The following is a 25,493-nucleotide window of genomic DNA, read 5'->3' on the forward strand; positions in this document are numbered from 1 at the left end:
ACAATGACCAAGAAGTCATGTCGCTCTCAGCCGTCGAATCGAGTTTAAAACTACGAAAGCTGTCCTCTCGGACAGCTTTCTTTTTATTTCTTGATCATCATTTTCACGAGAGATTCCAAGCTATTCAGGTTCATGCCGCTCTTCTTAACCGCGTTTACGATTTCCTTCACCGTATCGTCAGATACGGGAACGTTAGCCATCGTCGATACCTGTTTGATCAGTTGACGGATTTGCGCTTCGCTTTGCATGGTGCTCGGAGTTACATTGCTTGCTATTTTTTTAATTGAATTCTCGGAAATGTTTTTTCCCGCTTTTTTGTTAACGGCGCCAAGCAGATCTTTCGGGAACTTATCCATACTTCGCCTCCTCCGGGTGCTAACACTGCATCATCCTATGAGGAAAATGTCCGAAGCGTGTGGGCTGAAAATTGGATTCGGTCTTATCCCTTAAGCCACTTATTGCGTGAAGCAGAAGCGATTTCTTCGATTTCATGCGTTCTGACGCGTCCCATTAAAGCCCCGACTGCCTTATCCGGCGAGAGTCCCTCGAATAACACGGCATAGAGCTGATCGGTAATCGGCATTTCGACGTTATGCCGTGCTGCCAGCACGTGAGCCGATTTCGTAGTTCTGACTCCTTCGACGACCATGCCCATGCGCTCGAGCACATCGGTTAACGGAAGTCCCTGCGCAAGCATCGAGCCCGCTCTCCAATTCCGGCTATGCTGGCTCGTGCAAGTAACGATCAAATCACCGACGCCTGCCAGTCCGGCGAATGTTAGCGGATTCGCACCCATTGCCGCGCCTAATCTGGCAATTTCCGCGAGTCCTCGCGTGATGAGCGCGGCCTTCGCATTGTCGCCAAAACCCAATCCATCGGACAACCCGGCTCCAAGCGCGATGATATTCTTGATCGCACCCGCCGTTTCGACGCCGATAAGATCGGGATTCGTGTACACCCGGAAATAAGCATCGTTCATGAACAGATCTTGAGCGGTCTCGGCGCACCCGATTTCCTTAGAAGCCACGACGATCGTCGTGGGATGACGGTCGACGACTTCCTCCGCATGGCTCGGCCCGGATAACACGACGACCTCGTCTTCGGGGCGCGCAAGCTCTTCGGCAAGCACGGTCGACATCCTTTTGAGGGTATCGCTTTCGAAACCTTTGGTCGCATGAATGATCAATGCATCTTTGCGTATGTAAGAGGATGCCTGACGGGCGACTTCCCTCATCGCGGAAGAAGGAGCGACGAACAGGACAGCCTCCGCGTCTTTGACGGCATCCGAGATATCCGTTGTCGCCGTAATGCCTTTCGGAAGCACGGCTCCCGGAAGGAACTTCCCGTTGCGCCTTTCGTTGTTGATCTCGTCCGCTTGAACCGGGTTACGCGTCCAGAGCTTTACCTGATGGCCGTTGTCAGCCAGTACGCGAGACAACGCGGTCCCCCAACTGCCGGCAACGATAACGGCTATCTTCTTATACGCCATGCGGCTCACCCTTCTTGCTACTTCCCAGCTTGTTCTCCGTCCCGTTTACGAGCTTAACTATATTTTTGCGATGACGCGCGATAGCCAATATGGCGACAGCTATAGCCCCCCATACGTATGCTGCTTCTAGATCGAACAAATAGAATAGAATCGGTAGCAAGACGGCGAATATCATGGATCCGAGCGATACGTAGCGGGTGAAAACAATAACGAGGATAGCAATGACTCCCGCGATCAACGTTGGGAAAAATGCCCAAATCACTAACGCTCCAACGGTAGTCGCAATGCCTTTCCCGCCTTTGAACCGGAAAAATACCGGCCAATTATGTCCGGCGATAGCAGCAAGTCCGCATACTACTGGCACCCAATGACCACCGTCCCTAAGCCACAATCCGATTAGAACGGCAACGGAGCCCTTTGCGATATCCAGAAGGAATACCGCGATAGCCGGGCCTTTCCCCAGTACCCGCAGCGTATTGGTCGCTCCCGCATTGCCGCTTCCGTGATCCCGTATGTCAATTTTGCGAAGCCAACGGGCAAATAAAATACTAAAGGAAATAGATCCCAATAAATAACTGACGACGATCGAGATAATCGAGTTCAACACGCCGGTCTCTCCTATTCCTGATCTGATTTCTTACGGGTGAACAATCTGAGCGGAGTACCTTCGAACTCAAAGGCTGCGCGAATTTTGTTCTCCAGATATCGTTCATAAGAAAAATGCATCAATTCGGGGTCGTTAACGAAAATAAGCAACGTCGGAGGTTTAACGGCAACCTGCGTCACGTAGTTAATCCTCAGCCTGCGACCCTTATCGGTCGGAGGCGGATTAATCGCCACAGCATCCGAAATAATGTCGTTCAACACGTTCGTAGGAACGCGTAAGGCATGCTGTTCCGCCACGCGGTCAACGACCGGGAACAGCTTAGACAATCGATGCTTCGTTAGCGCAGACAAGAAGACGACCGGCGCGTAAGTCATGAACAGGAAGTGATCGCGAATCGTGTTCGTGAAATGCTGCATCGTTTTGTCGTGCTTCTCTACGACATCCCATTTATTGACGACGAAAATCGCGGCTTTGCCGTTCTCGTGCGCATATCCCGCGATATGCTTGTCCTGTTCGATAATGCCTTCTTGGCCGTTAATGACGACAAGAACGACATCCGCGCGCTCTATCGCTTGCATTGCTCTCATCACGCTGTATTTCTCGGTCGTTTCATAGACTTTGCCGCGTTTGCGCATTCCCGCCGTGTCGATCAGGACGTACTTCTGACCATCCTTCTCGAAAGGGGTATCGATCGCATCGCGCGTCGTTCCCGCGATATCGCTGACGATGACTCTTTCCTCGCCTAGAATGGCGTTTACAAGCGAAGATTTGCCTACGTTCGGTCGCCCGATGAGAGCTACCTTGATAATATCGTCGTTATATTCTTGTTCTTCCTTAGTCGGCAATTTGTTCACCGCGGCGTCAAGCAGATCCCCAACGCCTTGCCCGTGAGCTCCGGACATAGGAACGGGTTCTCCGAATCCAAGAGAATAGAATTCGTAGATGTCATCCATGCGTCCCAAATTATCTACTTTGTTTACCCCGAGCACGATAGGCTTTTGGGATCTAAACAGCATTTGGGCAACTTCTTCGTCCGCGTTCGTGACGCCTGCTTTCGCGTCCACCATAAATATGATCACGTCGGCCTCTTCGATGGCTAGCTCCGCTTGCATTCGAACGGACCTGAGCAAGCTGTCTTCCCCTTCGAGTTCGATTCCTCCGGTGTCTATTACGCTAAAAGAACGTCCAATCCATTCGCCCGTACCGTAGATACGGTCGCGGGTAATTCCCGGCTTATCTTCGACGATAGCGAGCCGGTCTCCGATTATCCGGTTAAATATCGTGGATTTGCCCACATTCGGTCTTCCGACGATAGCGATTACGGGTCGTGCCATATTTTCCACTCCTCAACATGTCCAGCAGGTTCGCCGCGCTTTGTGACGGCTAGATAAAAAACACCCACAACTTTTATCATAACAAAAATCGTACGGAATGGCTAACGGTTATTACCATTCCGGTAGTAACATCCCGTTAATTCATTTATTTCAATGTCGATTTACGATAATAAACAGATCTTTATTCACTTCGTGAGCGGCGCAATCCAGTACTTTCTCGAGGAGGTGGGCAAAGGTTTGCAACTGTTCGCGGTCCTCTACGTAGAAAATCGGCGCCCCTCCTGCTACGCTCCCCTGCTTCGTCGTTACTACGCCAACGATATTAGCCACTATGCTTCGCCTCCGTGCTCTTGCGGTTCGCCTCCGTCGGCATTCTAACCGCCGCTTCGAGAAGCGGCACGTTACAAACGGCGGCGTAAGCCTTATCAACGTCCTTCTCGCGAGGCAGAACAAGAAGTCCTAGCTTCCCCGTTCTCAAGCCTAATTTCCCGACCGGCAACAAGGCAGGTTCGCCGTCGTCCCTATATACGCCCAAGCGGGTAGAAATGTCGTGTAGAATCGCTTGCCTTTGTCCCATGTTGGCAATCGTAACCTTAGCATCATCGTTCTTTGGAGTGAGAATGAAACCTAAGCCTTGTTCCCTGATAATCTCTCTGTTCTCGTCTAAGCCAACGTTCATTAGGTAAATGTCTCCCACGAATAGATTCGGTCCGTCCAGCTTAAGAGGAACCATCTCAACATCCGCGATATGGGTTATTTTCTTCCCGCGCATGAATTGGTGCGCAAGGAACAACGATACGCCGCCGGCAATCAATCCCGCCCACCAGCCGACCAGCATCACGCACAAGCTGGACAGGAACGCCGTGAATATCGCCAAATAATTGCGCCCCTCGAATACGACGGCAATCCCCTCTATATATGCCGCTCCACGGGGAACAAGCTCAAGATTATCGATAGCGGTTAACGTGCTCCTCTCCATATTTCGAACCTCGCGGAATTGCTGCGCCGCCAGTGCAAGGAAAGTGATCGCCGTATAATCCTTGTTATACAGGGCAGGAACCGCGACTGCCCCCAATGCCCCCGCTATTAGCCCTAACGCAAGGTGAATGATTTTGCCGTGAGGATAGGCTGGATATTGTCTATAGTCGCTTCTTAGCATGAATATTCTCGCGATCATGCCGAACGCGGTTCCCATGACGACGCCCGTCAAATCTTTATGCGATTGCAGCCAATCCAACATCATGAACGCTGTCCTCCTCTTTTACCGCCTAACTTGAACGACCATCGCTTTGTTTGATCCGATACGTTTCTTACGGTGACGGACCATAACCTGGCGAACAGCACTGCTATCCACCAGCCTTGCATCCACTCCGAAGCGCGCACAAGGGCGTCCGGTTCGGTCGAGCCGTGCGTTAGAGCCGTTAAGAGCGCGCTGAAATACAAGCCGCACGAAACGGCAAGCACTTGCTCCGAGACGTTGCGCAGCAGCAACGCCGACAGCCAGCCGACAAGCATCGCCGCTCCCCATGGCGCCAAAAAATGGCTGAATCCGGACGGGTAATATGCCAACCGATAGATCAATATGTAAGCCGACCCAACCAATATCCCACCGGACACCGAAGTCCATCTTCGAACGGAAGGAATTCGCCATGCCATGATCGTAATACCGAGCAACATCCAAATCCAAGCGCCGTTAATCGAGAACGAAGGCGTAAGTCGAACGTTTACCAATAGCGCCAACGGCCAACCGGATAGAAAGACGCCTACCGCCCAATGAGGGATATCCTCCGTCGCCTCTTCTCTCCAGCCGCTCCACCAAAGAATCGTAGCCGATAGCCATAAAAAAACGGCGCCAAACACCGGTGGCATTTACCCACCTCCTATACGGTAGTATGCACAGAAAAGTTTGGAAAAACGCAATTAAAAAACCGACTTCGCCGACCCTGCAAAAGTAGCTACCAAAAGGAATAAATTGAAAAAAAAAGCGACTCAGATGAGTCGCTTTACATGAAAAAAACCCGCCTATGCGGCGGGTTCGTTAAACATTATTTGAATTTGCTAAGCTTGTCGCCGAATTTCTCGCCCAGGTTGAAGCTCATGCTTTCAGCTGGCGGAAGATTCGTTTCTTCTCTGCGTTCGCGCGGAGCGCGCGGTTCGCGTTGCTCGCGTTCAGGACGTGCAGGCGCTTCTTCCGTTTCCTTGATGGAAAGGGAAATGCGTTTCTCCGCAGGGTTGAAATCAAGCACTTTGGCTTGAACTTCTTGCCCTTCCTTCAGCACCTCGAATGGCGTCGCCACGTGACGGTGAGCGATTTGGGAGATGTGAACGAGACCCTCTACTCCAGGAGCGATTTCAACGAAAGCTCCGAAGCTTACGAGACGTTTCACGACGCCTGTTACGATATCGCCGATGTTGAATTGTCCAGTAGCCGAATCCCATGGACCTGGTTGAGCCGCTTTGATGCTTAAGGAAATTTTGCCGAGGGAAGGATCGATTTTCAATACCTTCACCTTAACGCTTTGTCCTTCAGCTACGACGTCAGCAGGATGGGCAACGTGCTGCCAAGCCATCTCTGATACATGAACGAGTCCGTCGATGCCGCCGATATCGACGAATGCGCCAAATGGAGTCAAGCGTTGAATCTTGCCTTCCAACACTTGGCCAGGCTGCAAAGTACCCATGATTTGTTGCTTTTGGTTCTCGTATTCGGCGTCCAGTACGTCTTTGGCGGAAAGAATGACCTTATTGTTCTCGCGGTCGATTTCCTTTACTTTAACCTTTAACGTACGTCCTTTGTAAGAGCTGAAATCTTCAACGAAATGACGCTCGACCATGGATGCCGGAATGAATCCGCGCACGCCAACGTCGGCTACCAGACCGCCTTTTACGACGTCGGTAATCGATACTTCGAACGCTTCGCCGTTATCGAACTTAGCTTGCAGTTCATCCCATGCGCGCGGGCTGTCGATTTGGCGTTTGGAAAGGACCAGCGATTCCTTGGCATCGTTGATGCTTACGATCTTCGCTTCGACCTCCTGGCCTATTTGCACGGCTTCGGCGGCATTCTCCAAATTAACGGAGGAAAGTTCGCGCAGCGGAATAACACCGTCGTATTTATATCCAAGGCTAACGTACGCTTGGTTATCCTCGATTTTGACTACCGTACCTTTCACGGTGTCCCCTTTCTTCAAGGTTACGAGATTTTCCAGTGCATCCTGGCTGACCGTTTCCGTTTCAGTTACCGGTTCGGCTGCAGCCGTTTCCTGGACGTTGATTTCTTCAGACATGAAAATTACCTCCTCAGTTCTACCCCAACTTTATTTAAACCCGCTTCTAGCGGCGCTTAAATCTCTTTTACCCGAAATGATGAGAACCAAATAATACCTTTAGTATGAGGGTTTCTCGTCAGAAACATGCATCGATTACGATGCCGGTTGACCTGTTTTTACCATTTCGCGGATTCGCGACATAATAAGCTCGGTCGCTTCTTCCATGCCTTCGGTCGTGCCTTGCTCCACGAATGGTCCAAGATCGATAGGTGCGCCATACACCGCGAGCATCTTGCGAAACGGACGATACTGTCCGACAAGCGCCACGGGAACGACGACCGCTTTGGAACGAACCGCCATCGTAACGGCGCCTCGTTTACCCGTCCCGACCGCTTCGTTGCGGGTGCCTTCCGGAAAAATCCCCATCACGTTGCCGCCTTGCAGCAGCGTAATCGCCGTTCGAATCGCTTCCTTGCTCACGCCTCCGCGTTTGACCGGAAACGCGCCGACGGCTCTGATCAAAGAGCCGAATAACGGAATGCGGAACAATTCTTCTTTAGCCATATAATGAACTTTGCGGGGCACCCATACCCCTAAAGTGATGGGATCTTGTAAGCTTTTGTGATTGCTGCAGAGGATGACGGGTCCCTCGAGCGGGATATTCCGAATCCCCCTTGCTTCCAATCGGTAAAGAAGCAAAAAAGCGCTGCGAAGGATGAACCTGCAAAAACGGTATAACATAGTCTACTTCTCCTCCGCCGAAATGGTTCTCGCTATCGCAAGTCCCCATTGTACGATTTCTTCCACCACTTCGTCCACCGTTCGACCGGTAGAATCGATTAGGCGAGCATCCGAAGCTTGAAGGAGGGGCGCTATTTCCCGTTCTTGATCCAACCGGTCGCGCTCTGAAATCTCTTTCTCGAGTTGCTCTAAAGTAATATCCGCGTCCGATCCTATTTCCCGGTATCTGCGCGTGGCCCTTTCCCTGGAAGAAGCGGTCAGGAATACTTTCAATTCGGCATTCGGCAACACGTGCGTCCCGATATCGCGGCCATCCATGACGACGCCTTTCACCTGTGCCATTCTCCGTTGAAGTTCAGCCATTCGATTGCGGACGCTTTCCAATCGGGCAACGTATGAAACGTTACGATTGATCTCCAACGATCTCAGCCGGGAGCTGACATCTACCCCATTAACGTGAACTTCTTGAGAGTGGGCTCCGGGCAACAAAACGATATCAAGCTCGTTAGCTAACCGACCGACGCTTGCGTTATCATCCGTCGACAATCCGGATTCGAGAACCTTGAGCGTGACCGCCCTGTACATGGCGCCCGTATCGACGTAAACATATTGAAGAGCTCTTGCGACCATTCGGGCTACCGTGCTTTTACCCGCTCCGGCCGGCCCGTCGATAGCGATATTAATGCGATTAGATTGAATTGCGCTCATGAAAGTACGACAAGCCTCCTACACGCCACGACAAGATGTCACTAGAAAAAATAAGGCAGGCTAAGCCTGCGATGAATGACAAAATTATACCACACAGCACTTATGTATGCAAAAAAAGCACCGAAACGGGTCAGTGCGCGACGTAGTGAAACGGAACGCCTTCCGAATCGTCGGTAGTCGTCAGCAAGCGTCTTACCGCGGGCGACTGTAACAAAAGCTGCGATAAAATCAATAGCGTCGCCAGCAATATAATCCCCCTTACGATGTACCGCTCCATTCTGCCCGACCAAGTCGCGAAATCGGTACGATAAGGGTCGCGTCTACTCTCTTTCACGGTATCATTAACCTCCATGCCGATACGGCTAAGCTGTCGGGCTTAACGCATTAATCCTTGCGCTTGTCCAACTGCCGCTCGAAGCAAAACCGAATGATTTTCTGTTGGTCGGAATCCACGATATCCTGGAAGCGCATCATGATCAGGTTTCTATCGGGCTCGACGGGAAGGACCCGAACGACCTCCCCCTCGAATCGCGCATGCGCTATGCTTCCGCCTTTATAGATTAATAATAGCCAACATGTGAGAATGCCATTCGGAACGATCGGCCATTTTCTCTCGCAGGTGAAGGACACCCCTCCGCCTCCGACGTCTTCCGTCACGGCCACGAAGCGCAATTTGTCCCCGATCCTTACGGCCACTTCCAAATTTGCTTCGACCCGGAGAAAGCTGCGACGCTGGTCCTTCGTGATTTCTTCGGACTCCGGCTTGCGAATGGCGACCAGCGGCACGGTATCCTTGCGGAATCCGGTCACCGAGCTGGAGAATAAGTGTTTAACTCCATCGTCCGTGAAAAAGTACAATTGAAACTTCTCGCCCATTTGGGAGCGATATAACTTGCGGCTTTTCTCGTCTAGGGGAATCTCGATATAAATGCTCTGGTTGTCCACGTCCGCGATTCGGGAACGCAAAGTCAGCGGCTCGGAATCCGTATCCGTTTGTATGTACATCGTCTGATTGATTTTCGGCTGCAATAGTACCCCTCCGCAACGGTCTCGTATGCTTCATTATAGCATGGGGCCAGAAGTTTGGGGAATGGCAATCGGCCGCGTCTCCCCCCTTACTTGCGGGTTAACGCGGCCGCCGGATTATCCTTGCTTAATAGATTACTTTCTCCGAATCGGGGATTTCCTCGATGTTCTCTTCCAACCCCGTTTCCCCGCTCATGAAAATGCGGTAACGATGATCGTTGATCTTCCCGAGGAACTCATGGCACAGAACCGGCTGCCGCATATCGTTCTCGATTACCGACAAGGAGTAATCCTCGACCCTGAACTCCGGATTTAGTCCTTCCTGGGCTTTTTCCTTAGTTACTTTCGGTTTGCCCGCGGTCAGCAATTTCTGCGATTGGGCGAAGACGTGATCCGAAGCCTGCAAACCTACGATCTCGCCATTATCAAGCGCAACGCGTACCGTCAGCTTGTCCGGATATATCTTAACGCCTTCAATCGTATGAACGTACGTGAAAACCGCTACGTGATCGTATTCGTCGTAAGTAATCGGAGTCATATCCTTGTAACCATGCCGGATCAGAAATTGCGAAGCTTTATTGCGCGACGTGTCGAAGTCAAGTTTACGGCTCGTAACATCCCGAGGATTCATGAACCATAGCAGATTCCCGCCTTTGCGGGTGTAGTCCATCTGAATGCTTACGTCTCCCTTTCCTTTGACGGAAACGGAGTAAGCCGGGAGATCGGTTTTGCTTCCATCCTCTTTCACCTTCACGACCGAACCGCTTGATTGCCGTCCAAGGAATTCGACAGCCTTCTTCTTGATTTCATCGACGGTCATTTCTTTGCCGCTCAAGGAAGCAGCGGACAGTTTCCGATCCGCGGACATCGCGGAAGGACCCCAATCATTCTCGGGATAAGCGCCCATTTGCTTATCGATTGCCTTGAAGCCATCGATGATCGTATTGTCGTGAGGGCTGTTCTCGCTTGCCATCGCGACTTCTACGTCCATCCAGCGCAGATGGTCGGCGATTACGGCATCTTGCACTTTGCCGAGCTGTTGGTTGACGGATTCGGCCGTCTTGTACAACGACTTCATCGTCTTCAGTTCTTCCGGCGTGAGAGGCTGCTTGGTCAAATCCCGAACGGAGGTACGATAAGCGAAGCTCGAGATGCGGCTCAGAAACTCCTCCGCTTTATTGAAAGGGAGCATAGCTAACGGCAACTGATTGATCTCGTTCTGCGCTTGGCTCGTTAATCTCCAAACGTTGACCAAGCCTTTGCGCTGCATGCCTTGGGACGCGGCGGATACCGCTAATGTTTGCCCCAACTGGTCATGAAGATTGCCCATGTGATGACTAAGATCATGGAATGCGCGTTGATATTGGTTTTCCGCTTTAATTAGAACGGAGTTTTTCTCTTGGTGTTCCTGGTAACCCCAGACGATAGAGCCGATGAACAGCAGAGTAACGAGCGGGAACATGATGGAACTTAGACGAGCGTACATGGAAAGCCGACTCCTTTCATTCCCAAACGGTATGCCGTTATTGTGGGAAGAAGGTTCCGACTTTATGCGCGCTTCTTCAAGCGAATCGCGCATAAGAGAAGAGGAAGCCCCATCTTCTCAGATGAGAGCTTCCTCTTCGATCTCGAAATCTACCGCGTTACTGCAAAGGCATTGCTTGAACCCGGTATCCACTCGTCCGCGATCCTTGCGTCCGCGCAAAATGAACTTCTCGTTACAACGATTGCAGCGTATCGTCACTTTGTGCCGATGCGACAACAGGTTTTCCCCCTCTACCGGATATTCCCACACCCAGTATGGACGGATCGTCTAGGATTTAACCTCTTCCTCCCGTTTCAAGAACCGGAAGGGCGATACGGCATTGGCGTTGTTCACCTGTCTCATCCCCCTAAACCATAAGAAGAACATAAACGGAACGACTAGCCATATCCAAGTCGACGGAACGGTCAATAACAGAAAGTCGTAGATGCCATGCCAGATAATCGGCAATAATAACGCAAGCCAGAGATGATTTCTAATGCTCTTGCCAACGGAGAACTTGGCTTTTCCGAGTGAATATCCCATGAACACGCCGAACAAGGCATGACCTGAAACCGGCAGCAACGCCCTCATCATGAGGTCTCCGAAAGTCATAGGCTGCAAAAACGCGTAAAGCACGTTCTCCAACGTAGCGAATCCGAGCGATACCGCCACCGCGTAGACGATTCCGTCGTACGGCTCGTCGAATTCGGTGTGATTATAGATAATGTGGTACAAAACGAACCACTTGAAAAACTCTTCCACGCCTGCCGAAATGATAAATGAGAACGTAAACGGCGAATCGCCCCACCATAACGTTAAGCTGCGTTGCACGATCATTATCGGTAGAACGATGAGCATTCCCGTGAGGAACATCTTAAGCACGATCGATACCGGTTCGGTGTCATAGCGATCCTTCCAATAGAAATAGGCAAGCAAAGCAATTCCCGGCACGATCGCGGCAGCCAAAACCGATATGAGCAGCATCATCTGTTCCCTCCCTTCCAACTACTCCATTATAACAGTAAATCGTCAGTCAGAAAAAAAGAACATTTGGTGAAAAGAGATTATTTTAGCAATTGTCGCAAGACTTGTGCGGCGACTATCCGGACAATGATAAAAAGATCGCCTTCCCTCCCGCCTTGATGGCGAGAGAAAAGGCGATCTTTAACGCGGAACTTAATTCGCGAAGTTCTCCGCTAGCACTTTAACCGCATTCGCTGAAATAATCAATTTCCCATACTCCTCAAGCACGGCCGGAGTAATGGACGAAGCTTCCCCGTATTCCGCAAGCACGGCGATCAAGGCATGATATTCCGAGGTCTCCAGACCTGCCGGATCGAAGCAAAGCATCCATTGATTCTGATACCGGTACATTCTTCCTTCGTCCGTTAGGTGACCGACCAACGTCTTGGAAGCGCCGATCGCGTCCTCGATGTCCCTGAATCGATATATGATGGCTTCGCTCTGTTCAAGCGTAACTTCAAGTTCGTATACTTCTTCTTCGTCCTCTGTCGCGGAATCCGCATCTCTCTCGAGTTTACCTCTCGTGACGATGACTACCATTCCCTGTGCCGGCATGGCGAATACTTCGACCGCAAGCGGACCTGAGGCATCGAATCCTAATTCGTTGTAGGCTTGATCCATCATTTCGCTGAAGAGCTCATGGACTTTAGGAATTTCGCGCCACATGTCTTCCTTCTGGATCCCGCGCTCAGTCAAATCATCGAAAGTGAGGAAAATCCGAATTTTGTCTTGGCTAAGCCGCTCCATCCTCATGACAGGATCCTCCTTCTGTGGGTGATAACAGCTTATGATTAAGCATATAATGCGTGAATGAAACTTTCTTGAGAACATGTTATCACTTCTCCTAATGAAATGCACTAGGGAAAACCCTCGAAAAACAAAAAAACGGCACCGTCCTTCCCCGTGCGGGGAGGTCGGCGCCGACTTTCTTTTACAACTTTTTCCTAAATTCTCTGTTGACCGTTTTGCTCAAGGATCGAGTTGATTTCATCGCTAACTCCTGGATCCTGTGCGACAAGTTTTTCAACCTCATCTAATCCCCCCTCGCGCGAAGACGATGAACGTTCATGCTTGTTTTCGCCATCCGACGCTCGCTTGAAGCTGCTCGCGAACTTCATGTTTAACGCTTTTTCGATGGCATCGCCCTTCACGTCGTTCATTCGTTGCTTCAAATTATGACCGACGCCCGCTGCGACCGCGGACATCATTTGATTGCGCTGAATCATCATGACAACCGCAGCACCTGCTAATCCACCCATAACGAAAGATCCGATTTTCATTTGCCACCTCCTTATTGTCTTTATTGTGACCGAGTGCGCCTAAGACATGCCCCATCAAAATAAGGAAGCGCGTCGGATGCAGGAAATTGGGGTATTATGATACAATTCTGAAGTAATGAGAGCTCATGACATAAACGGAGGAAACACATCATGAATCGACTATTAGTCGCCATCTGCTCAACCGCATTACTGCTTGGACTTGTCGCGTGCAGCCAAAGCGGCACAGAGTCGCCGGACGCTTCCGTTTCGACGGCGACTGAGAGCGGAACCGCCGTCTCCACCCCATCGGCCGAACCTACGCCTTCGCCCAGTTCATCGCCGGTAGAAGCGGAACCGACGCCATCGCCTGAACCGGCCGAAGTAACGAAAACCTACAGGATGAACAAAAATTATTTCATCGTTCCCATCGATAAGGAACGCACGGAAAGCAAAGTCGTGCTCCTAACGTTCGACGACGGCCCTAAGGACGCGAAAACGCTCGATCCGATATTGGATACCTTGGACAAGCACCATGCCAAGGCGATTTTCTTCGTCAACGGTTACCGGGTCAAAGCGAATCCCGATCTTCTGAAAACAATCGACGACCGCAAGCAAGTCATCGGTAACCATTCCTGGGACCATATCGAGTTGAAGAAGGAACAAGCTCCTAAAATCAAAGAGCAAATCGAAAGCGTGCAAGAAATCGTCAAAGAAGTTACCGGTAAGACGCCGGTGTTCTTCCGGCCTCCGTTCGCTTCCGCTAACGATGCCGTTCACCAGGTTGCCAAGGATAACGGATTATTGTTTATGACTTGGTCAAACGGGTCCCTCGATTGGGACATGAATAAGATCGACGAGGACAAGCGCCCCCAAGCCATTATCGACAACGTCATGGAGCAGTTGCATTCGGGCAGCAACATTCTCATGCATGAGTTAGCATGGACGGCCAAAGGCCTTGACGCCTTACTTAGCCAATTGGAAGCAAAAGGATATACTTTCGTCGATCCGAACGCCATCGACATTCAATCCTCAGGTAAATGAACTAATCATGCACAAAAGCTGCTCCAGTCCATTAGGACGCTGAAGCAGCTTTTTTTTAGGCGATTACCCGTTATGATGTTCCCGCCCCCACCAGAATAGTCCGATGACCAGCCCCGAGAAGAGCAGGACGAGCGCTAAATAATACCATCGGGAGAGTTGCCTCCGCTTGACGGTATGTACCCCCGCGCGGGGAGGCAAACCGATCTCCGGCAGCCCGGAGCTGGCCGCAGCTTCGGCTATAGCAGCCTCCAGCTCTTCAAGCGTCTGCGCTGCCTCACTCTCCTCCGGTATCCCGAAGGCGGTTTGCTTAGCCGCCCGGTACCTGTTCCACACGGAAGACGAAGCTGTGGAATCAATGCCTTCTTTCATTTCTCTTCCCTCCGAAAACGGATGATACAGCCCATGATGAAATCAACTAAGAAGTGCGCCAATATCGGAGCCCAAAGCGTTCCCGTGTGAATCATAATCCAACCTAAACCGTAACTAATCGCGAAAACTAATCCGGTCGGTATCCAATGCCGTAAATAACGAACGTGAATCGCCGCGAAAATGATGCTGGTCCAATAAGGTCCTATTGCATATTGAATGGCTCCGCGAAACAATATTTCCTCGCAGATCGCGACGGTCAAAGAAATAACCGCGATGTGCCACACTGCCCTGATTTTAAAAATTCTTTCGTTAACGCCGCCGTCATCGGCCGCTTCCTCCGGAACGAATCGCGAAATTCCTAAATCGAAAACCAAAACAAGAAGCGCTAAGCCCCCGCCCCATAAGGCAAATTGGCTTGTCATCGGCCAAGCGAAAAAATCAAGTGGGTTTCTCCCCTGAAATAAAACCCATGCGATACCGATAATAAGGGTAAGCGCCTGCGTCATGTATAAATTGATCAATAACATCTTGTCGTTGAGCTGATCGACGGTCACTTTGCGAATTTTAATGTTACGAATGTCGAATTTTCTCATTTTCCCTCGTATTATGCAAATTTTTGTATGTTCAATCTTCATGTTTTTTTCTATACTAGGACTACTAACCAACCTTCCGACAATAAGTTACTAACTACCTACACCGTTTAAAGGAGCAACCGATGGAAAAGCGTCTGAACCGATCCGATCTCATGTTTTCACTAGCTTTCTTACTCATGCTTGTCATCGCGGTAGGAGCTTTTTTTTACGGCGTCAAAGTGGGCTCGGACAGAACCGAAGCCAAGTACGCGATCGACGAAGTCGTAGAGGTAAGTGCCCCCGTCCAGGCTAACGCTTACCAGCAGCAAGATTTGGTTTCTTTCTATCATACCGTATTTTTGTCCTACCGTGAATTTCAAAAAGATTGGCTAGCCGCCCAAAATAAGTGGCTGTCCGATCCAACTTCGGATCGCGCTTCGTCCATGAAAGAATTAGCGAAAACCGCTCAACGAAAAATTGACGAAATTAAAGCCGTTTATGTTGCCCCGATCTCGCCCCAATTGATCGAATCGCAAGAAAGCTACATGAAAAGCCTTAAATTGTTCAAAGAAAGCTTCGGTTCATTGGCGGAGACGGCTAACGAAGGCACTGCGGACATGGTTATCGACAAGTTGAACGGTAATTCCTTCTATAAAGAAGGCATGAAGTTCGCCCTCGGGGCGCAACAGGAATATTATTCTTCCATGCTGAAATGGGCGGAATCGGTCGATTCCGACATTCCGGGAGATTACGTCAGTCCGGAAGTTCTGACGATCGCCAAGTGGAAGGTTCTTCCATTGATCGTGAAAATTAAGGTGGCGTCGGATTACATGTCCCAGCAAACTCAGCTATCCGACTTCCTTCCTCACGACCTAACGGCGAGAATCGATCAATTCATTATCTCGGGTCAAGCGGACAAGCGGAAGGCGAAGAGCTTTAACTCGATCGCGGAGCTGCTGACCAGCACGGAAGCCGTGCGAAACGGCGACTTCATCGAGATGAAATCCCGTTTCTACGAAGGGCAGCAATTGCCTCAGTTGCCTTTCTTCTTCCCGGACAAGTAATTCCGAAGCAAAATAGGCCATTAATCGTTATAATGTCGCACATTCGCCATTGCAATTGTCCATCCCGTTGCTATAAAATAGGAAAAGCAATTGGAACCGGTGCTTCGTGCGTAAGCGATACAAGAAAGTAGTGACCTTGCGGAGTCACCCTCTACGCACCGTTAGTCCGCTTCATGCGGTAGCGGCGGTTGAGGGTGTTTTCTATATATCGAAGGAGGGTTCCACGATGTTTAAAGTATTAGTATCGGATCCGATTAGCGATTTGGGCATTTCGCTCCTGGTCGAAGCATCCGACATTTCCATCGACAAGAAAACGGGGTTAAGCGAGGATGAACTAGTCGCCATTATCGGCGAGTACGACGCTCTCCTGGTCAGAAGCCAAACGCGGGTAACCGAAAGAATTATGACAGCCGGCAAACAGCTTAAAGTGATCGGAAGAGCCGGCGTAGGCGTTGATAATATCGACCTGGACGCTGCTACGAAACGCGGCATTATCGTCATTAACGCCCCGGACGGAAATACGATCACGACCTGCGAGCATACTTTCGCCATGATGATGGCCGTTGCCCGCCATATCCCCCAAGCTTACTTAAAAACGGTCGGCGGCGAATGGGATCGCAAATCCTTCGTCGGCGTAGAGCTCCGCAATAAAACGTTGGGCGTTCTCGGCATGGGCCGCATCGGCAGCGAAGTCGGCGCGCGCGCAAAAGCGTTCGGAATGAACGTGCTTGGATATGACCCATTCTTAACGGAAGAACGCGCGGAGAAAATGGGCGTACGTAAAGCGTCCGTAGAAGATATCATTGCGGAAGCCGACTTCATTACCGTTCATACGCCGCTTACTCCGGAAACTCGCCATATGATCGGCAAAGAGCAATTTTCTCGAATCAAGAAAGGCGTTCGCATCGTTAACTGCGCGCGCGGCGGCATTATCGACGAGCTTGCGCTCGTGGAAGCCATTAACGCGGGACAAGTAGCCGGCGCAGCCTTCGACGTATTCGAAGAAGAGCCTCCTGCAGCCGACCACCCTTTCCTGTCTCATCCGCAAATCATCGTTACTCCTCACTTAGGCGCTTCAACCATCGAAGCCCAAGAGAACGTAGCTATCGACGTGTCGGAGCAGTTACTTCATATCTTGCGCGGTGAGCCGTTCAAGAACGCGGTTAACATGCCTCCCGTCGCCGCCGAAGTTCTATCCAAGCTCGAACCTTACTTCTCGCTCGGTAAGAAGCTGGGAAGCTTCGCGGCTCAGATCGCTGAAGGTCCGGTTAAAGAAATCGCGGTAACTTATGCCGGCGATCTTGCGGAAGTGGATACGCAGCCGCTTACTCGCCACATCGTGGAAGGCGTACTTGCACACCATCTTGGATCCGACCAAGTCAACGTCGTCAACGCGATGCATCTCGCCAAAAATCGCGAAGTCAACATCGTCGTCACGAAGTCGCACGCTTCCAAGGGCTTTACTAACCAAGTTAGCGTCACCCTTCGGACGGATAAAGAAGAGCGTCTCGTCGCAGGCACGTTGTTGAACGGTTTCGGGCCTCGGATTACCCAAGTCGATAAGTTCCCAGTTGACGTTGAACCGCAAGGCCATATCCTTCTTATCTCCCATCACGATAAGCCTGGTATTATCGGCCGAGTAGGAACGTTGCTTGGTACGAACGAGATCAACATCGCTTCGATGCAGGTGGGCCGTAAAATCGTAGGCGGCGCCGCCATCATGATGCTCGGAGTGGATAAAGCCGTAACCAAGCAAGTATTAGGCGAGCTTACCGCGCTCCCCGACCTTAACAACGCTAAGGAAGTTCATTTGTACTAGGACATCTAGTGAGAAAATTGAGCAATTAAAACAAGAGGTTGTACAAAAGCATTAGCTTTTGCGCAACCTCTTGTTTTATTAACTAAGACGACTAGCTCCTAGAGATATGCTAACTCTCCTAAATCCGATTCCGAACCAATAGAACGATGCCAAGCTGCGTAAGAGCAGTTACGAGCAAAACGACCGGAAGCGCCGGCGAATTGACGTCGCTCGCGAAAATGACTTGCAGCAGAATGGATACCACGCGGCCCGTATTCAGGAAAAATTCCCGCACGACGACCGACTCGATCCGGAACATTCCTCTCAATGGCAATCCGTCCATGATTCTATAGTAATAGGAAGTCAAAGTGTTGATTATGAGCGGAGCCATCAAGGAGTAAATCGACATGAACAGAATTACCGTCCATAACCTTATATCGAAGAACAATACCGCGGAACCGCCTATAATGAATAGAGAAGCCACCAGAAGATCGCGACGGATATTCAACTGCTGCTTTCTTCGGGAAATGAAAAATCCCGTAACGATCGTCAACAATGCGAATCCGACGGTCAAATATCCGACCTGGTCTTCCCTGCCCACCGTCTGAAACATCAAAATATTCGGCAGAAACAACATTAAACCCTGGAACAATCCCAACACCGAGAAGCTTAGCAGCGCGAGTACCCATAGCTTGTTCTTCTTCATCATAAGCCCCGAATATTTCAAGTAATAGGTGCGATGATGGGAGTCTATTCTTCGAATGCGCAAGCTGAAGAAGGAGGCGATCCCGAATAACATCGATGCCGCTCCGAATGTAAGCAAGTAACCCCTCAGACCTTCGAACAAGCTGATCAAGAACCCCGATAACGCAGGTCCCGCCAGGCCAGCCGAGTTAAAGACGATCATGTTGACGCCTAAATAGCGAGATCGGTTCTGCACGTCGGTCACGTCGTACATGAGTACCAGATAACCCGTCCAGTATAGTCCCAGTGCCAAGCCATTAAAAGCGGCGAACCAAGGATAATAAGCGACGACGTTCTCCCGCGCGAAAATAACGACAAGAAAAAAAACCGTGATCAACGCGATGCCTAGGCGATACGTGACCATCCGGTCTTTCTTCTTCGCGATCCATCCGCCTATGGCAAAAGCAATCGGAGTCATTCCATATACGATGATATTAAATATGCCGTTAATAACCAAATCCTCGGTAAGACGCCACAAATACAAATTCAAGAACAGCCCGGACATAGACGCTCCGAATTGAAAACAACCGTGAATGAGCAAAGCGACGCGCGCTTCCTTCGACAACCGTTGCTTGGACGCCGCTTTCGCTCGTTGAAATAAAGGCCAAGGTACCCGTAACTTCATGCCTCTACCTCTTCTCAGCGATGTGGATTATCCCGCGACCTTGCGGATACGGGAATCTTAATCGTGAACGTGGTCCCCTCGCCGGGTGCGCTGATGGCGTTTATGGTTCCCCCGTGGGCAAGAACCAGGTTCTTGACGATAGCAAGTCCAAGACCTGTCCCGCCGCCGCTCGACTCCCTCTTGCGGGCTTTGTCCGCCTTATAGAACCGTTCGAAAATATACGGTAGGTCCTCGCGGGGAATGCCCTGACCTTGGTCGATGACCTGCAGCTCGATCCAATCCCCTTTGAGTTCATGAATTCTTGAAGCGCGAAGCGCGATCTCGGCTCCGGGAGCCGTGTGGCGCAGCGCATTGTCCATTAAATTCGTCAATACTTGTTCCAAGCGGTCGCCGTCCGCCGCTTCCAACTGCAGGGACGATTGTTCATCCGATTTCGATAGAACGACCTGGCGATCCTTCGCTAGAGCGGTGAATTTACGGTAGACGCGGGATAACAATCCGTTCACGTCCAGCGGTTGGAAATTCATCTCCAGATAGCCGGCTTCCATTCTCGCAAGGTCAAGCAAATCCTTGACGAGTCTACCCATTCTAAGCGATTCGTCGTGAATAACCTGGACAAGCTCCCTGCGCTCCTCCGGCGTTGCCGCGATATCGTCCAACAGCGCCTCGCTATAGCCTTGGACCATCGACAAGGGAGTGCGAATTTCATGCGATACGTTCGCGACGAAATCCTTGCGCATCTTATCGACGCGGAATTCCTCCGTAACGTCGCGAAGCACGGCGACCGCTCCCCTTACGGAATCGATCGATGCAAGCGGAGTCATAACCACGGACCATACGCCGCTCTTGACATGAACCTTAACGGTGAGCTCCTTCCCGCTGTCGACGACATTCCGGAAAGTCTCCCGAAGCGGGCCTGGAACGTGCGCGTTACGTACGGGAGCATCCTCGTCGGACCAATCTACAGAGCTCCAATCCTCCAGTAAATATTGTCCTTGGGGATTGGTCAGGATGACTTCTCCTTCGGCATCGAAGGAAATAACGGAATCGGTCATGCTTCGCAGTACGCTGCTGAGATGATCCCTCTCGTGTTGAAGATCCTTGATCAGCGTATGAAGCTCGGAAGCCATTTGGTTAAACGTATTGGCTAGCTCGCCGATCTCGTCGGAGGACCGAATGGCCACCCTCGTCGTATAATCTCCTTGCGCCACTCGGTTCGCGGCGTCCTTCATCTCGCGCAACGGCTGAGTAATCTTCGTCAGCAGGAAGAACGCAAAGAAGGTCGTCAATAGAAATCCGATCACTCCGGAGTAAATGAATAAATGCTTGATTTGCGCCGGACTAGAGAAGGTCAGATCGATGTATTCCAGCAGGAAAAAGCCTAAGGTCGTTATGACGACCGCGACTAAACCTATGATCGTCAGCCACATTTTGCCGACGATCGATCTCCATATGGCCATTTTACTTCGCCGCCTCTAGCTTGTATCCGACGCCCCACACCGTCGTGATCATCGAGGCCGCCTCCGAGGAAACGCGATTCAGTTTCTCGCGGAGTCTTTTCACGTGGGTATCCACCGTACGCAAATCCCCGAAAAAGTCGTAGTTCCATACGTCTTTAAGCAGCTCTTCCCGCGAGAATACTTTATCCGGCGTGCTCGCCAAATAATGCAATAGCTCGTACTCCTTGGGCGTCAAGTTAACTTCTTGACCGCTCGCGGTCACCCGGTGGGCGTCGTGCTCGATGATAAGATGCGGGAATACGATGTTGTTGCTCGTGTTCAATTCCTTGGATAGAAATGCGGTTGCCGAAGAGCGTCGCAATATCGCCTTGATCCGGAAAATCACTTCCCTCGGACTGAACGGCTTGACCACGTAATCGTCGGCGCCTACTTCGAAGCCTTGGACGCGATTGACTTCCTCGCCCTTGGCCGTCAGCATGAGCACGGGAGTCGCTTTCTGCTGGCGAAGCCGTGCACACACTTCGATCCCGTCGATCCCGGGCAACATCAGATCGAGCACGATGAGGTCGAACTCCTCTTCCTGGGCTTTACGAAGAGCGGACTCCCCGTCTTCGGCCTCGTCTATGACGTACCCTTCCTTCTCCAAGTACATTCTCAGCAAGCGACGTATTCGTTCTTCGTCGTCCACCACCAATATCCGATTTCCTGTATTCATGCGATTGCGCTCCTCTCGACGATAACCTTTATGAGCCTATTATACTCCTGCGTACGAATGCAATCCGGCGATAACGAGGTTGACCCCGATCAAAGTGAACATGACGACCAGGAAGCCGATAACCGCAAGCCAAGCCGACCGGGTTCCTTGCCAGCCGCGAGAGAGTCTTAGATGCAGATAAACGCTGTAGAACAAGAACGTAACGAGAGCCCATACTTCCTTCGGATCCCAACCCCAGAATCTGGACCAAGCGATCTGTGCCCATATCATGGCGAAAATGAGCGCTCCTAACGTGAAGATCGGGAATCCGATCGCGATGGCCCGATAGCTGATTTCTTCCAGGTCCTCCGGATCAATATCGGATAGGTGCGGATGAATCACCGCCGCAAGAGGCTTGCGGGCGATCAGCCGGAGCAACCCGTAAAGCACGATTCCAGCGATGATGGACCAAATGACCGTGTTCAGCTTGCGACCGGCGTTCACCCCGTTTAACCATGAAGGGGATTCGAACAGCGGTTCCTTCATTCCGATGAAGGATTGAAAGGAAATCGTATCGCTATTATACGGAGCCACGATCGGAGGTAAGCTGTACTTCACTTCCTTGACTTCGGAGTTCGCGACGCCGTTATCGTCGATCGTAACCGTTTCCTGGCTAAAGTTCGACTCGTAGCCTGCTCCGCGGAAAGCGAAAACGGCGACAAGGAATCCGATCAGCACGATAATGACGAATAGCGAGAATTCCGTCCAAAACTGCGAACGCTTACCCGCTTTGTCCGTACGCGTAAAATCGACCACCCGAATCAACTGCATAAGAGCGGCGGCGAACCCGACTGCGAAGAACGCTTCGCCCGTTGCTGCCGTCGTAACGTGAATTTTCAGCCAAACGTTGTTCAAAGCAGGGATGAGCGGCTGCACTTCGGATGGAAATACGGACGCGTACGCGATAATAATAATGACCAACGGCAGCGTGAACGCTCCGAGAATCATGTTCCGGTAAATCAGATGAACGACGATAAACGCCAGCATGATAGCCATGCCGAGGAAAGTCATAAACTCGTACATATTGCTTGTAGGAATATGACCGCCGCCATACCACCGGGTAAAGAAGAAGGTAAGATGGGCAAGCCAACCGACCACGGCTAAACCGAATCCTATTTTCCCCCAACGGTTCGTGTGATCTTCCGGCTTCCTATTGCTCCACCGCTTTCCGGCCACGGCGATAGCGAAGCTAATAAAAGAAGCGCAATACAAATAAAAAGCGGTTATAAATGCGTCGCTACTGAAATCCAGCCACCAAGTCAACGTAAATTCCTCCTGTTATCAAGCGATTTGGGAGATACCTCGATGCCCGTTCTTCCCAAAGCCCATGTCACGTCGGCCCTTAGACCGAAGCTGTTCTTATTCGTATGTCCGCCGAGGGATAGCTTGTCTCCGTCTATCCGTAGCCATATCCGCCTGTGTTGCCAATAGAAGCCCATAATAAGACCGATCATGGAGATCGCGGCACCAACCCAAATGTAAGGCATCGCCCTATCGACCCGTATATTCAAATAAGTCGTATACTCGGAATACTTGATATTGTTCATTTTACCATCAACGATCGGGTTTTCCACCCGAATGGCTAATTTTCCCGTATTGTCGCCTCTTTGCTTGAAGCTATCGTTAAGGATTTTCTCGTAATACTTGCTCGTCTCGCTTGGCATCGGGAAATAGATATAGATTTCGCCTTTGGAGGCGAGACCCGGTCCTTCGACCCGGAAAACGAAAGCGGGATTATTCGGATCGCGCGTCTTCGTCATCGGACGACTCTGCTCGTCCAAGGTGAAATCGGGGTAGTAATCATTGAGCGTAAGCACGTAATCTCCGACCTCGTACTTCTCTTTGGGATCGTCCATCAGAAGATCGAAGGAGCCAAGCGCTTTACCGCTTGTCGCGTCCATCAGCGAAGGAGTGACCGATATGAACCTAACGCGTTCTTGAAAGCTGTTTTGGTACAATTTCAAACCCTTGTGGGACAGAGCGCTGTTCACGCGTATGTCATGCTGCTCGACCTCGGTCAGGACGGGGGCCTTGATCGGATCGTCGCATGCTTCCGTGCATTCGTACAGGCGGGCTTTCGTCTCGTAAAGCTTGACGACTTTGGTGCCTTTCTGGTTTTCGGCCAGCTCGTCTTCATTGTAGTACTCCACGATGAACTTGTCGTTCTTCACGTAATAATTCGTGTCGGGGATTTGCCTCGTTTCTCCTTCGTAGAGAGCAAGGTATTGGTCCATGTGCCATGCCGGGATGCCCCGGGCCAATACCGCAAGAAGAAAGAGGATAAGTCCGATATGGTTGATATAAGGACCCCAGCGGCTGAATCTATTTTTCTCGGCAAGCAGCGCACCGTCTTCCTTCCATACCCGATAACGCTTACGCTTAAGCTGTTGGCCGAATTGCTGCAGCCATTGCTCTTGATCGCCATGCAAGGTTTCCGCGTAAACGACTTGCTGCCTGTTAATGAACTGGAGATGCTTGCGTATTTGCTGCTTCGAGAGCGCCCGGTAAAGCGGAAGAACCCGATCGAGACTGCATACGACAAGAGAGGTTCCGATCATGACGAGCAACAGGATAAACCACCAGGATTCGTAAGTACGGGACAAACCGAGAGCGTGATAGATAACGCCTAGCGTTCCGTATCGTTCCTTATAGTACGCCGCGAACTCCGAGTTCTCGGTCATGTTGATCAACGTGCTTTCCTGTTGGAAAATCGTGCCCAGCGATGCGCCCAGCAATGTTAACGCGATAAGATAAACCGCAATTTTAACGGAAGAGAAGAAATTCCATATTCGATCGACGATATGAGGATTCGCTTTTTGGGATCTGCGAGCCACACCGTCGTATCTCATTTCTAGCGGGGTATTATCGTCAACAAGCAAATCTTCTACCAGAGGTTTGCCGCACGACTCGCATAACACCGTGCCCACGGGATTCTGGTGTCCGCATTCGCATTTGGTATTCTGAAACAACTGCAAGGCCTCCTTGACTTCGCGATCAAGACTGCATTAGCCTCTGAACGCGCGTTTCGATCTCTTCTTCCGATAACAAGCCGCCTATGACAACCTCTTGGATCTTGCCGTCCGCAGAGATGAAGAAGGTTGTCGGATATTGCTTAAGCCCGTATAGCTTCTCTATTTTCTTATCCTTATCGAGCAGGATGGGAAAATCGACTCCGACCTGCCGGATGAAGCTTTCGACGGTCAGCCTGTCTTCGCTAAGATTAATGCCTACTAGCTCTAAGCCTTGGTCCTTCCACTTCTCGTATTGCTTTTGCAAGGCCGGCATTTCGTTCCTGCACGGCGGACAGAATGTTCCCCAGAAATTCAAGATCAATGGCTTGCCCTCGTAGTCCTTCCATTCATGGACCGCATTGTCCAAGTCGGCGAGACGGAAGCTAGGCGGCTCGTCCCCTTTGGCCAGCACGGTACTCTTCGTAAACAGAGAATTGCCGATCGCATATCCTCCAACGAGAAGTACGACGGCCAATATGATGTATTGTACGGCTTTGCGATAACGCCCCATATGTACCTTCTCACCACCCGTAATCCGATATTCCCATTGTAGCGGTTGTAATGTCTAGTATCAATCGACACCCTCTAGTATACGTTGATTTAACTGGATTTACGGTGTTTTATTTGTCTAATTTAGTACAATGTAATCTAAACAAACCCAGTGTAATTCTTCGCTTATAGTGGGTATCTTGCGGGTAAAAAAAGACCTCGGTTCTTCATACAGGGCAGATGCGGATTTATTGAATAGTCTGTGCGAATGTACTGACGTTATATTTATCCTTACATACTCTGACAGTGTGATAAACAGATCACAATAATAAAACGGTGGTGATTTCTGTGAGTGCTGTTTATGGTGGCGGTGGAGCGCAAGCTGCCGCATTCGTACTTGTTCTTTTCATTCTATTGGTCATTATACTTGCTGCCGGTGGATCTAATTGCTACTAATAGCTAACATAACTTTTAGCCCATCATGATGGGCTCAGGCTGTCGAGAAAGTCGCGACAGCTTTTATTATGTTCGAATAGTTTAATACGACACCGCGTTAATATGATATAATATAGATAACTTATACCG

Annotated in this window: 29 protein-coding genes; 4 read left to right on the forward strand and 25 right to left on the reverse strand. The window is 50.6% G+C overall.

The annotated features are described in order from the left end of the window. Positions 1-83 precede the first annotated feature (83 nt). The 17 genes from DFP95_RS13595 to DFP95_RS13675 all read right to left on the reverse strand — a co-directional run bounded on the left by DFP95_RS13595 (position 84) and on the right by DFP95_RS13675 (position 13,002). Complete coding sequence (locus tag DFP95_RS13595; RefSeq protein ID WP_115993172.1) at positions 84-356, reverse strand: stage VI sporulation protein F; 273 nt, start codon at positions 354-356, stop codon at positions 84-86. Between the two features lie 83 nt (positions 357-439). After that, a complete protein-coding gene (locus DFP95_RS13600) occupies positions 440-1,489 on the reverse strand; it encodes an NAD(P)H-dependent glycerol-3-phosphate dehydrogenase (RefSeq protein WP_115993173.1) in 1,050 nt (349 codons plus the stop codon). Then, positions 1,479-2,096, reverse strand: coding sequence for a glycerol-3-phosphate 1-O-acyltransferase PlsY (gene plsY / locus DFP95_RS13605; RefSeq protein ID WP_115993174.1), 618 nt, complete (start codon positions 2,094-2,096; stop codon positions 1,479-1,481). The genes DFP95_RS13600 and plsY overlap by 11 nt, the downstream gene beginning before the upstream one ends. Before the next feature lie 11 nt (positions 2,097-2,107). Continuing rightward, entirely contained in the window at positions 2,108-3,430 is a 1,323-nt protein-coding gene (gene der, locus DFP95_RS13610) for a ribosome biogenesis GTPase Der (RefSeq protein WP_115993175.1), read from the reverse strand. Between the two features lie 150 nt (positions 3,431-3,580). Continuing rightward, entirely contained in the window at positions 3,581-3,760 is a 180-nt protein-coding gene (locus DFP95_RS13615) for a capping complex subunit for YIEGIA (RefSeq protein ID WP_245987640.1), read from the reverse strand. Further along, positions 3,753-4,670, reverse strand: coding sequence for a YIEGIA family protein (locus DFP95_RS13620; RefSeq protein WP_115993218.1), 918 nt, complete (start codon positions 4,668-4,670; stop codon positions 3,753-3,755). Before DFP95_RS13620 ends, DFP95_RS13615 begins: the two co-directional genes overlap by 8 nt. Beyond that, positions 4,670-5,299 (reverse strand): hypothetical protein, encoded by a 630-nt coding sequence (locus DFP95_RS13625; protein WP_115993176.1) that lies wholly within the window; start codon positions 5,297-5,299, stop codon positions 4,670-4,672. Before DFP95_RS13625 ends, DFP95_RS13620 begins: the two co-directional genes overlap by 1 nt. A gap of 176 nt (positions 5,300-5,475) precedes the next feature. After that, positions 5,476-6,717: a 30S ribosomal protein S1 gene (gene rpsA, locus DFP95_RS13630; protein WP_115993177.1), complete on the reverse strand. Its 1,242-nt coding sequence runs from the start codon at positions 6,715-6,717 to the stop codon at positions 5,476-5,478. A gap of 135 nt (positions 6,718-6,852) precedes the next feature. Then, positions 6,853-7,440, reverse strand: a complete 588-nt coding sequence (locus tag DFP95_RS13635; protein ID WP_115993178.1) for a lysophospholipid acyltransferase family protein — start codon at positions 7,438-7,440, stop codon at positions 6,853-6,855. A gap of 3 nt (positions 7,441-7,443) precedes the next feature. After that, positions 7,444-8,148, reverse strand: a complete 705-nt coding sequence (gene cmk, locus DFP95_RS13640) for a (d)CMP kinase (RefSeq protein ID WP_115993179.1) — start codon at positions 8,146-8,148, stop codon at positions 7,444-7,446. 130 nt (positions 8,149-8,278) lie between these two features. Further along, positions 8,279-8,482, reverse strand: a complete 204-nt coding sequence (locus DFP95_RS13645; RefSeq protein ID WP_115993180.1) for a hypothetical protein — start codon at positions 8,480-8,482, stop codon at positions 8,279-8,281. 50 nt (positions 8,483-8,532) lie between these two features. Beyond that, a complete protein-coding gene (locus tag DFP95_RS13650; RefSeq protein WP_115993181.1) occupies positions 8,533-9,177 on the reverse strand; it encodes a flagellar brake protein in 645 nt (214 codons plus the stop codon). Positions 9,178-9,301: 124 nt separating this feature from the next. Further along, the gene (ypeB, locus tag DFP95_RS13655) at positions 9,302-10,660 is read right to left on the reverse strand and encodes a germination protein YpeB (protein ID WP_115993182.1); all 1,359 of its coding nucleotides are present in this window, start codon (positions 10,658-10,660) and stop codon (positions 9,302-9,304) included. Between the two features lie 117 nt (positions 10,661-10,777). Next, the gene (locus tag DFP95_RS13660) at positions 10,778-10,936 is read right to left on the reverse strand and encodes a hypothetical protein (RefSeq protein ID WP_181907403.1); all 159 of its coding nucleotides are present in this window, start codon (positions 10,934-10,936) and stop codon (positions 10,778-10,780) included. Between the two features lie 51 nt (positions 10,937-10,987). Then, positions 10,988-11,683 (reverse strand): glutamic-type intramembrane protease PrsW, encoded by a 696-nt coding sequence (gene prsW, locus DFP95_RS13665; RefSeq protein WP_115993220.1) that lies wholly within the window; start codon positions 11,681-11,683, stop codon positions 10,988-10,990. Between the two features lie 192 nt (positions 11,684-11,875). Beyond that, on the reverse strand, positions 11,876-12,475 hold the full coding sequence (locus DFP95_RS13670) for a genetic competence negative regulator (RefSeq protein ID WP_115993184.1): 600 nt from the start codon (positions 12,473-12,475) through the stop codon (positions 11,876-11,878). Between the two features lie 191 nt (positions 12,476-12,666). Beyond that, positions 12,667-13,002: a hypothetical protein gene (locus DFP95_RS13675; RefSeq protein ID WP_115993185.1), complete on the reverse strand. Its 336-nt coding sequence runs from the start codon at positions 13,000-13,002 to the stop codon at positions 12,667-12,669. 150 nt (positions 13,003-13,152) lie between these two features. Between DFP95_RS13675 and DFP95_RS13680 the strand changes: the two genes are divergently transcribed. Next, positions 13,153-14,022, forward strand: a complete 870-nt coding sequence (locus DFP95_RS13680; protein ID WP_115993186.1) for a polysaccharide deacetylase family protein — start codon at positions 13,153-13,155, stop codon at positions 14,020-14,022. A gap of 63 nt (positions 14,023-14,085) precedes the next feature. On the opposite strand, the gene DFP95_RS13685 is transcribed toward DFP95_RS13680, so the two are convergent. Further along, positions 14,086-14,391: a hypothetical protein gene (locus tag DFP95_RS13685; protein ID WP_115993187.1), complete on the reverse strand. Its 306-nt coding sequence runs from the start codon at positions 14,389-14,391 to the stop codon at positions 14,086-14,088. After that, positions 14,388-14,984: a type II CAAX endopeptidase family protein gene (locus tag DFP95_RS13690; protein ID WP_115993188.1), complete on the reverse strand. Its 597-nt coding sequence runs from the start codon at positions 14,982-14,984 to the stop codon at positions 14,388-14,390. Before DFP95_RS13690 ends, DFP95_RS13685 begins: the two co-directional genes overlap by 4 nt. A gap of 122 nt (positions 14,985-15,106) precedes the next feature. Here DFP95_RS13690 and DFP95_RS13695 point away from each other — a divergent pair, with 122 nt between their 5' ends. Both DFP95_RS13695 and serA read left to right on the forward strand, forming a co-directional pair. Then, positions 15,107-16,027, forward strand: coding sequence for a BTB/POZ domain-containing protein (locus DFP95_RS13695; protein WP_115993189.1), 921 nt, complete (start codon positions 15,107-15,109; stop codon positions 16,025-16,027). Between the two features lie 226 nt (positions 16,028-16,253). After that, complete coding sequence (serA, locus tag DFP95_RS13700) at positions 16,254-17,846, forward strand: phosphoglycerate dehydrogenase (RefSeq protein WP_115993190.1); 1,593 nt, start codon at positions 16,254-16,256, stop codon at positions 17,844-17,846. A 118-nt stretch (positions 17,847-17,964) separates the two neighbouring features. Here the strand turns inward: serA and DFP95_RS13705 are convergent, their stop codons facing one another. From DFP95_RS13705 to DFP95_RS13730, 6 genes are read right to left on the reverse strand one after another with little or no spacing between them, the layout of a single operon-like run. Next, positions 17,965-19,194, reverse strand: coding sequence for an MFS transporter (locus tag DFP95_RS13705; RefSeq protein WP_115993191.1), 1,230 nt, complete (start codon positions 19,192-19,194; stop codon positions 17,965-17,967). Between the two features lie 14 nt (positions 19,195-19,208). Then, on the reverse strand, positions 19,209-20,654 hold the full coding sequence (locus DFP95_RS13710) for a HAMP domain-containing sensor histidine kinase (RefSeq protein WP_115993192.1): 1,446 nt from the start codon (positions 20,652-20,654) through the stop codon (positions 19,209-19,211). Position 20,655: 1 nt separating this feature from the next. After that, complete coding sequence (locus DFP95_RS13715) at positions 20,656-21,369, reverse strand: response regulator transcription factor (protein ID WP_115993193.1); 714 nt, start codon at positions 21,367-21,369, stop codon at positions 20,656-20,658. A 39-nt stretch (positions 21,370-21,408) separates the two neighbouring features. Further along, entirely contained in the window at positions 21,409-22,671 is a 1,263-nt protein-coding gene (ccsA, locus tag DFP95_RS13720) for a cytochrome c biogenesis protein CcsA (RefSeq protein ID WP_115993194.1), read from the reverse strand. Then, positions 22,668-24,377: a cytochrome c biogenesis protein ResB gene (gene resB, locus DFP95_RS13725; protein ID WP_115993195.1), complete on the reverse strand. Its 1,710-nt coding sequence runs from the start codon at positions 24,375-24,377 to the stop codon at positions 22,668-22,670. Before resB ends, ccsA begins: the two co-directional genes overlap by 4 nt. A gap of 25 nt (positions 24,378-24,402) precedes the next feature. Further along, entirely contained in the window at positions 24,403-24,930 is a 528-nt protein-coding gene (locus tag DFP95_RS13730; protein WP_181907398.1) for a redoxin domain-containing protein, read from the reverse strand. Positions 24,931-25,256: 326 nt separating this feature from the next. Here DFP95_RS13730 and DFP95_RS29380 point away from each other — a divergent pair, with 326 nt between their 5' ends. After that, positions 25,257-25,364 (forward strand): sporulation protein YjcZ, encoded by a 108-nt coding sequence (locus tag DFP95_RS29380; RefSeq protein ID WP_115993197.1) that lies wholly within the window; start codon positions 25,257-25,259, stop codon positions 25,362-25,364. Positions 25,365-25,493 lie beyond the last annotated feature (129 nt).

The sequence above is a fragment of the Cohnella lupini genome (assembly GCF_003386205.1).
Lineage (GTDB): Bacteria > Bacillota > Bacilli > Paenibacillales > Paenibacillaceae > Cohnella > Cohnella lupini.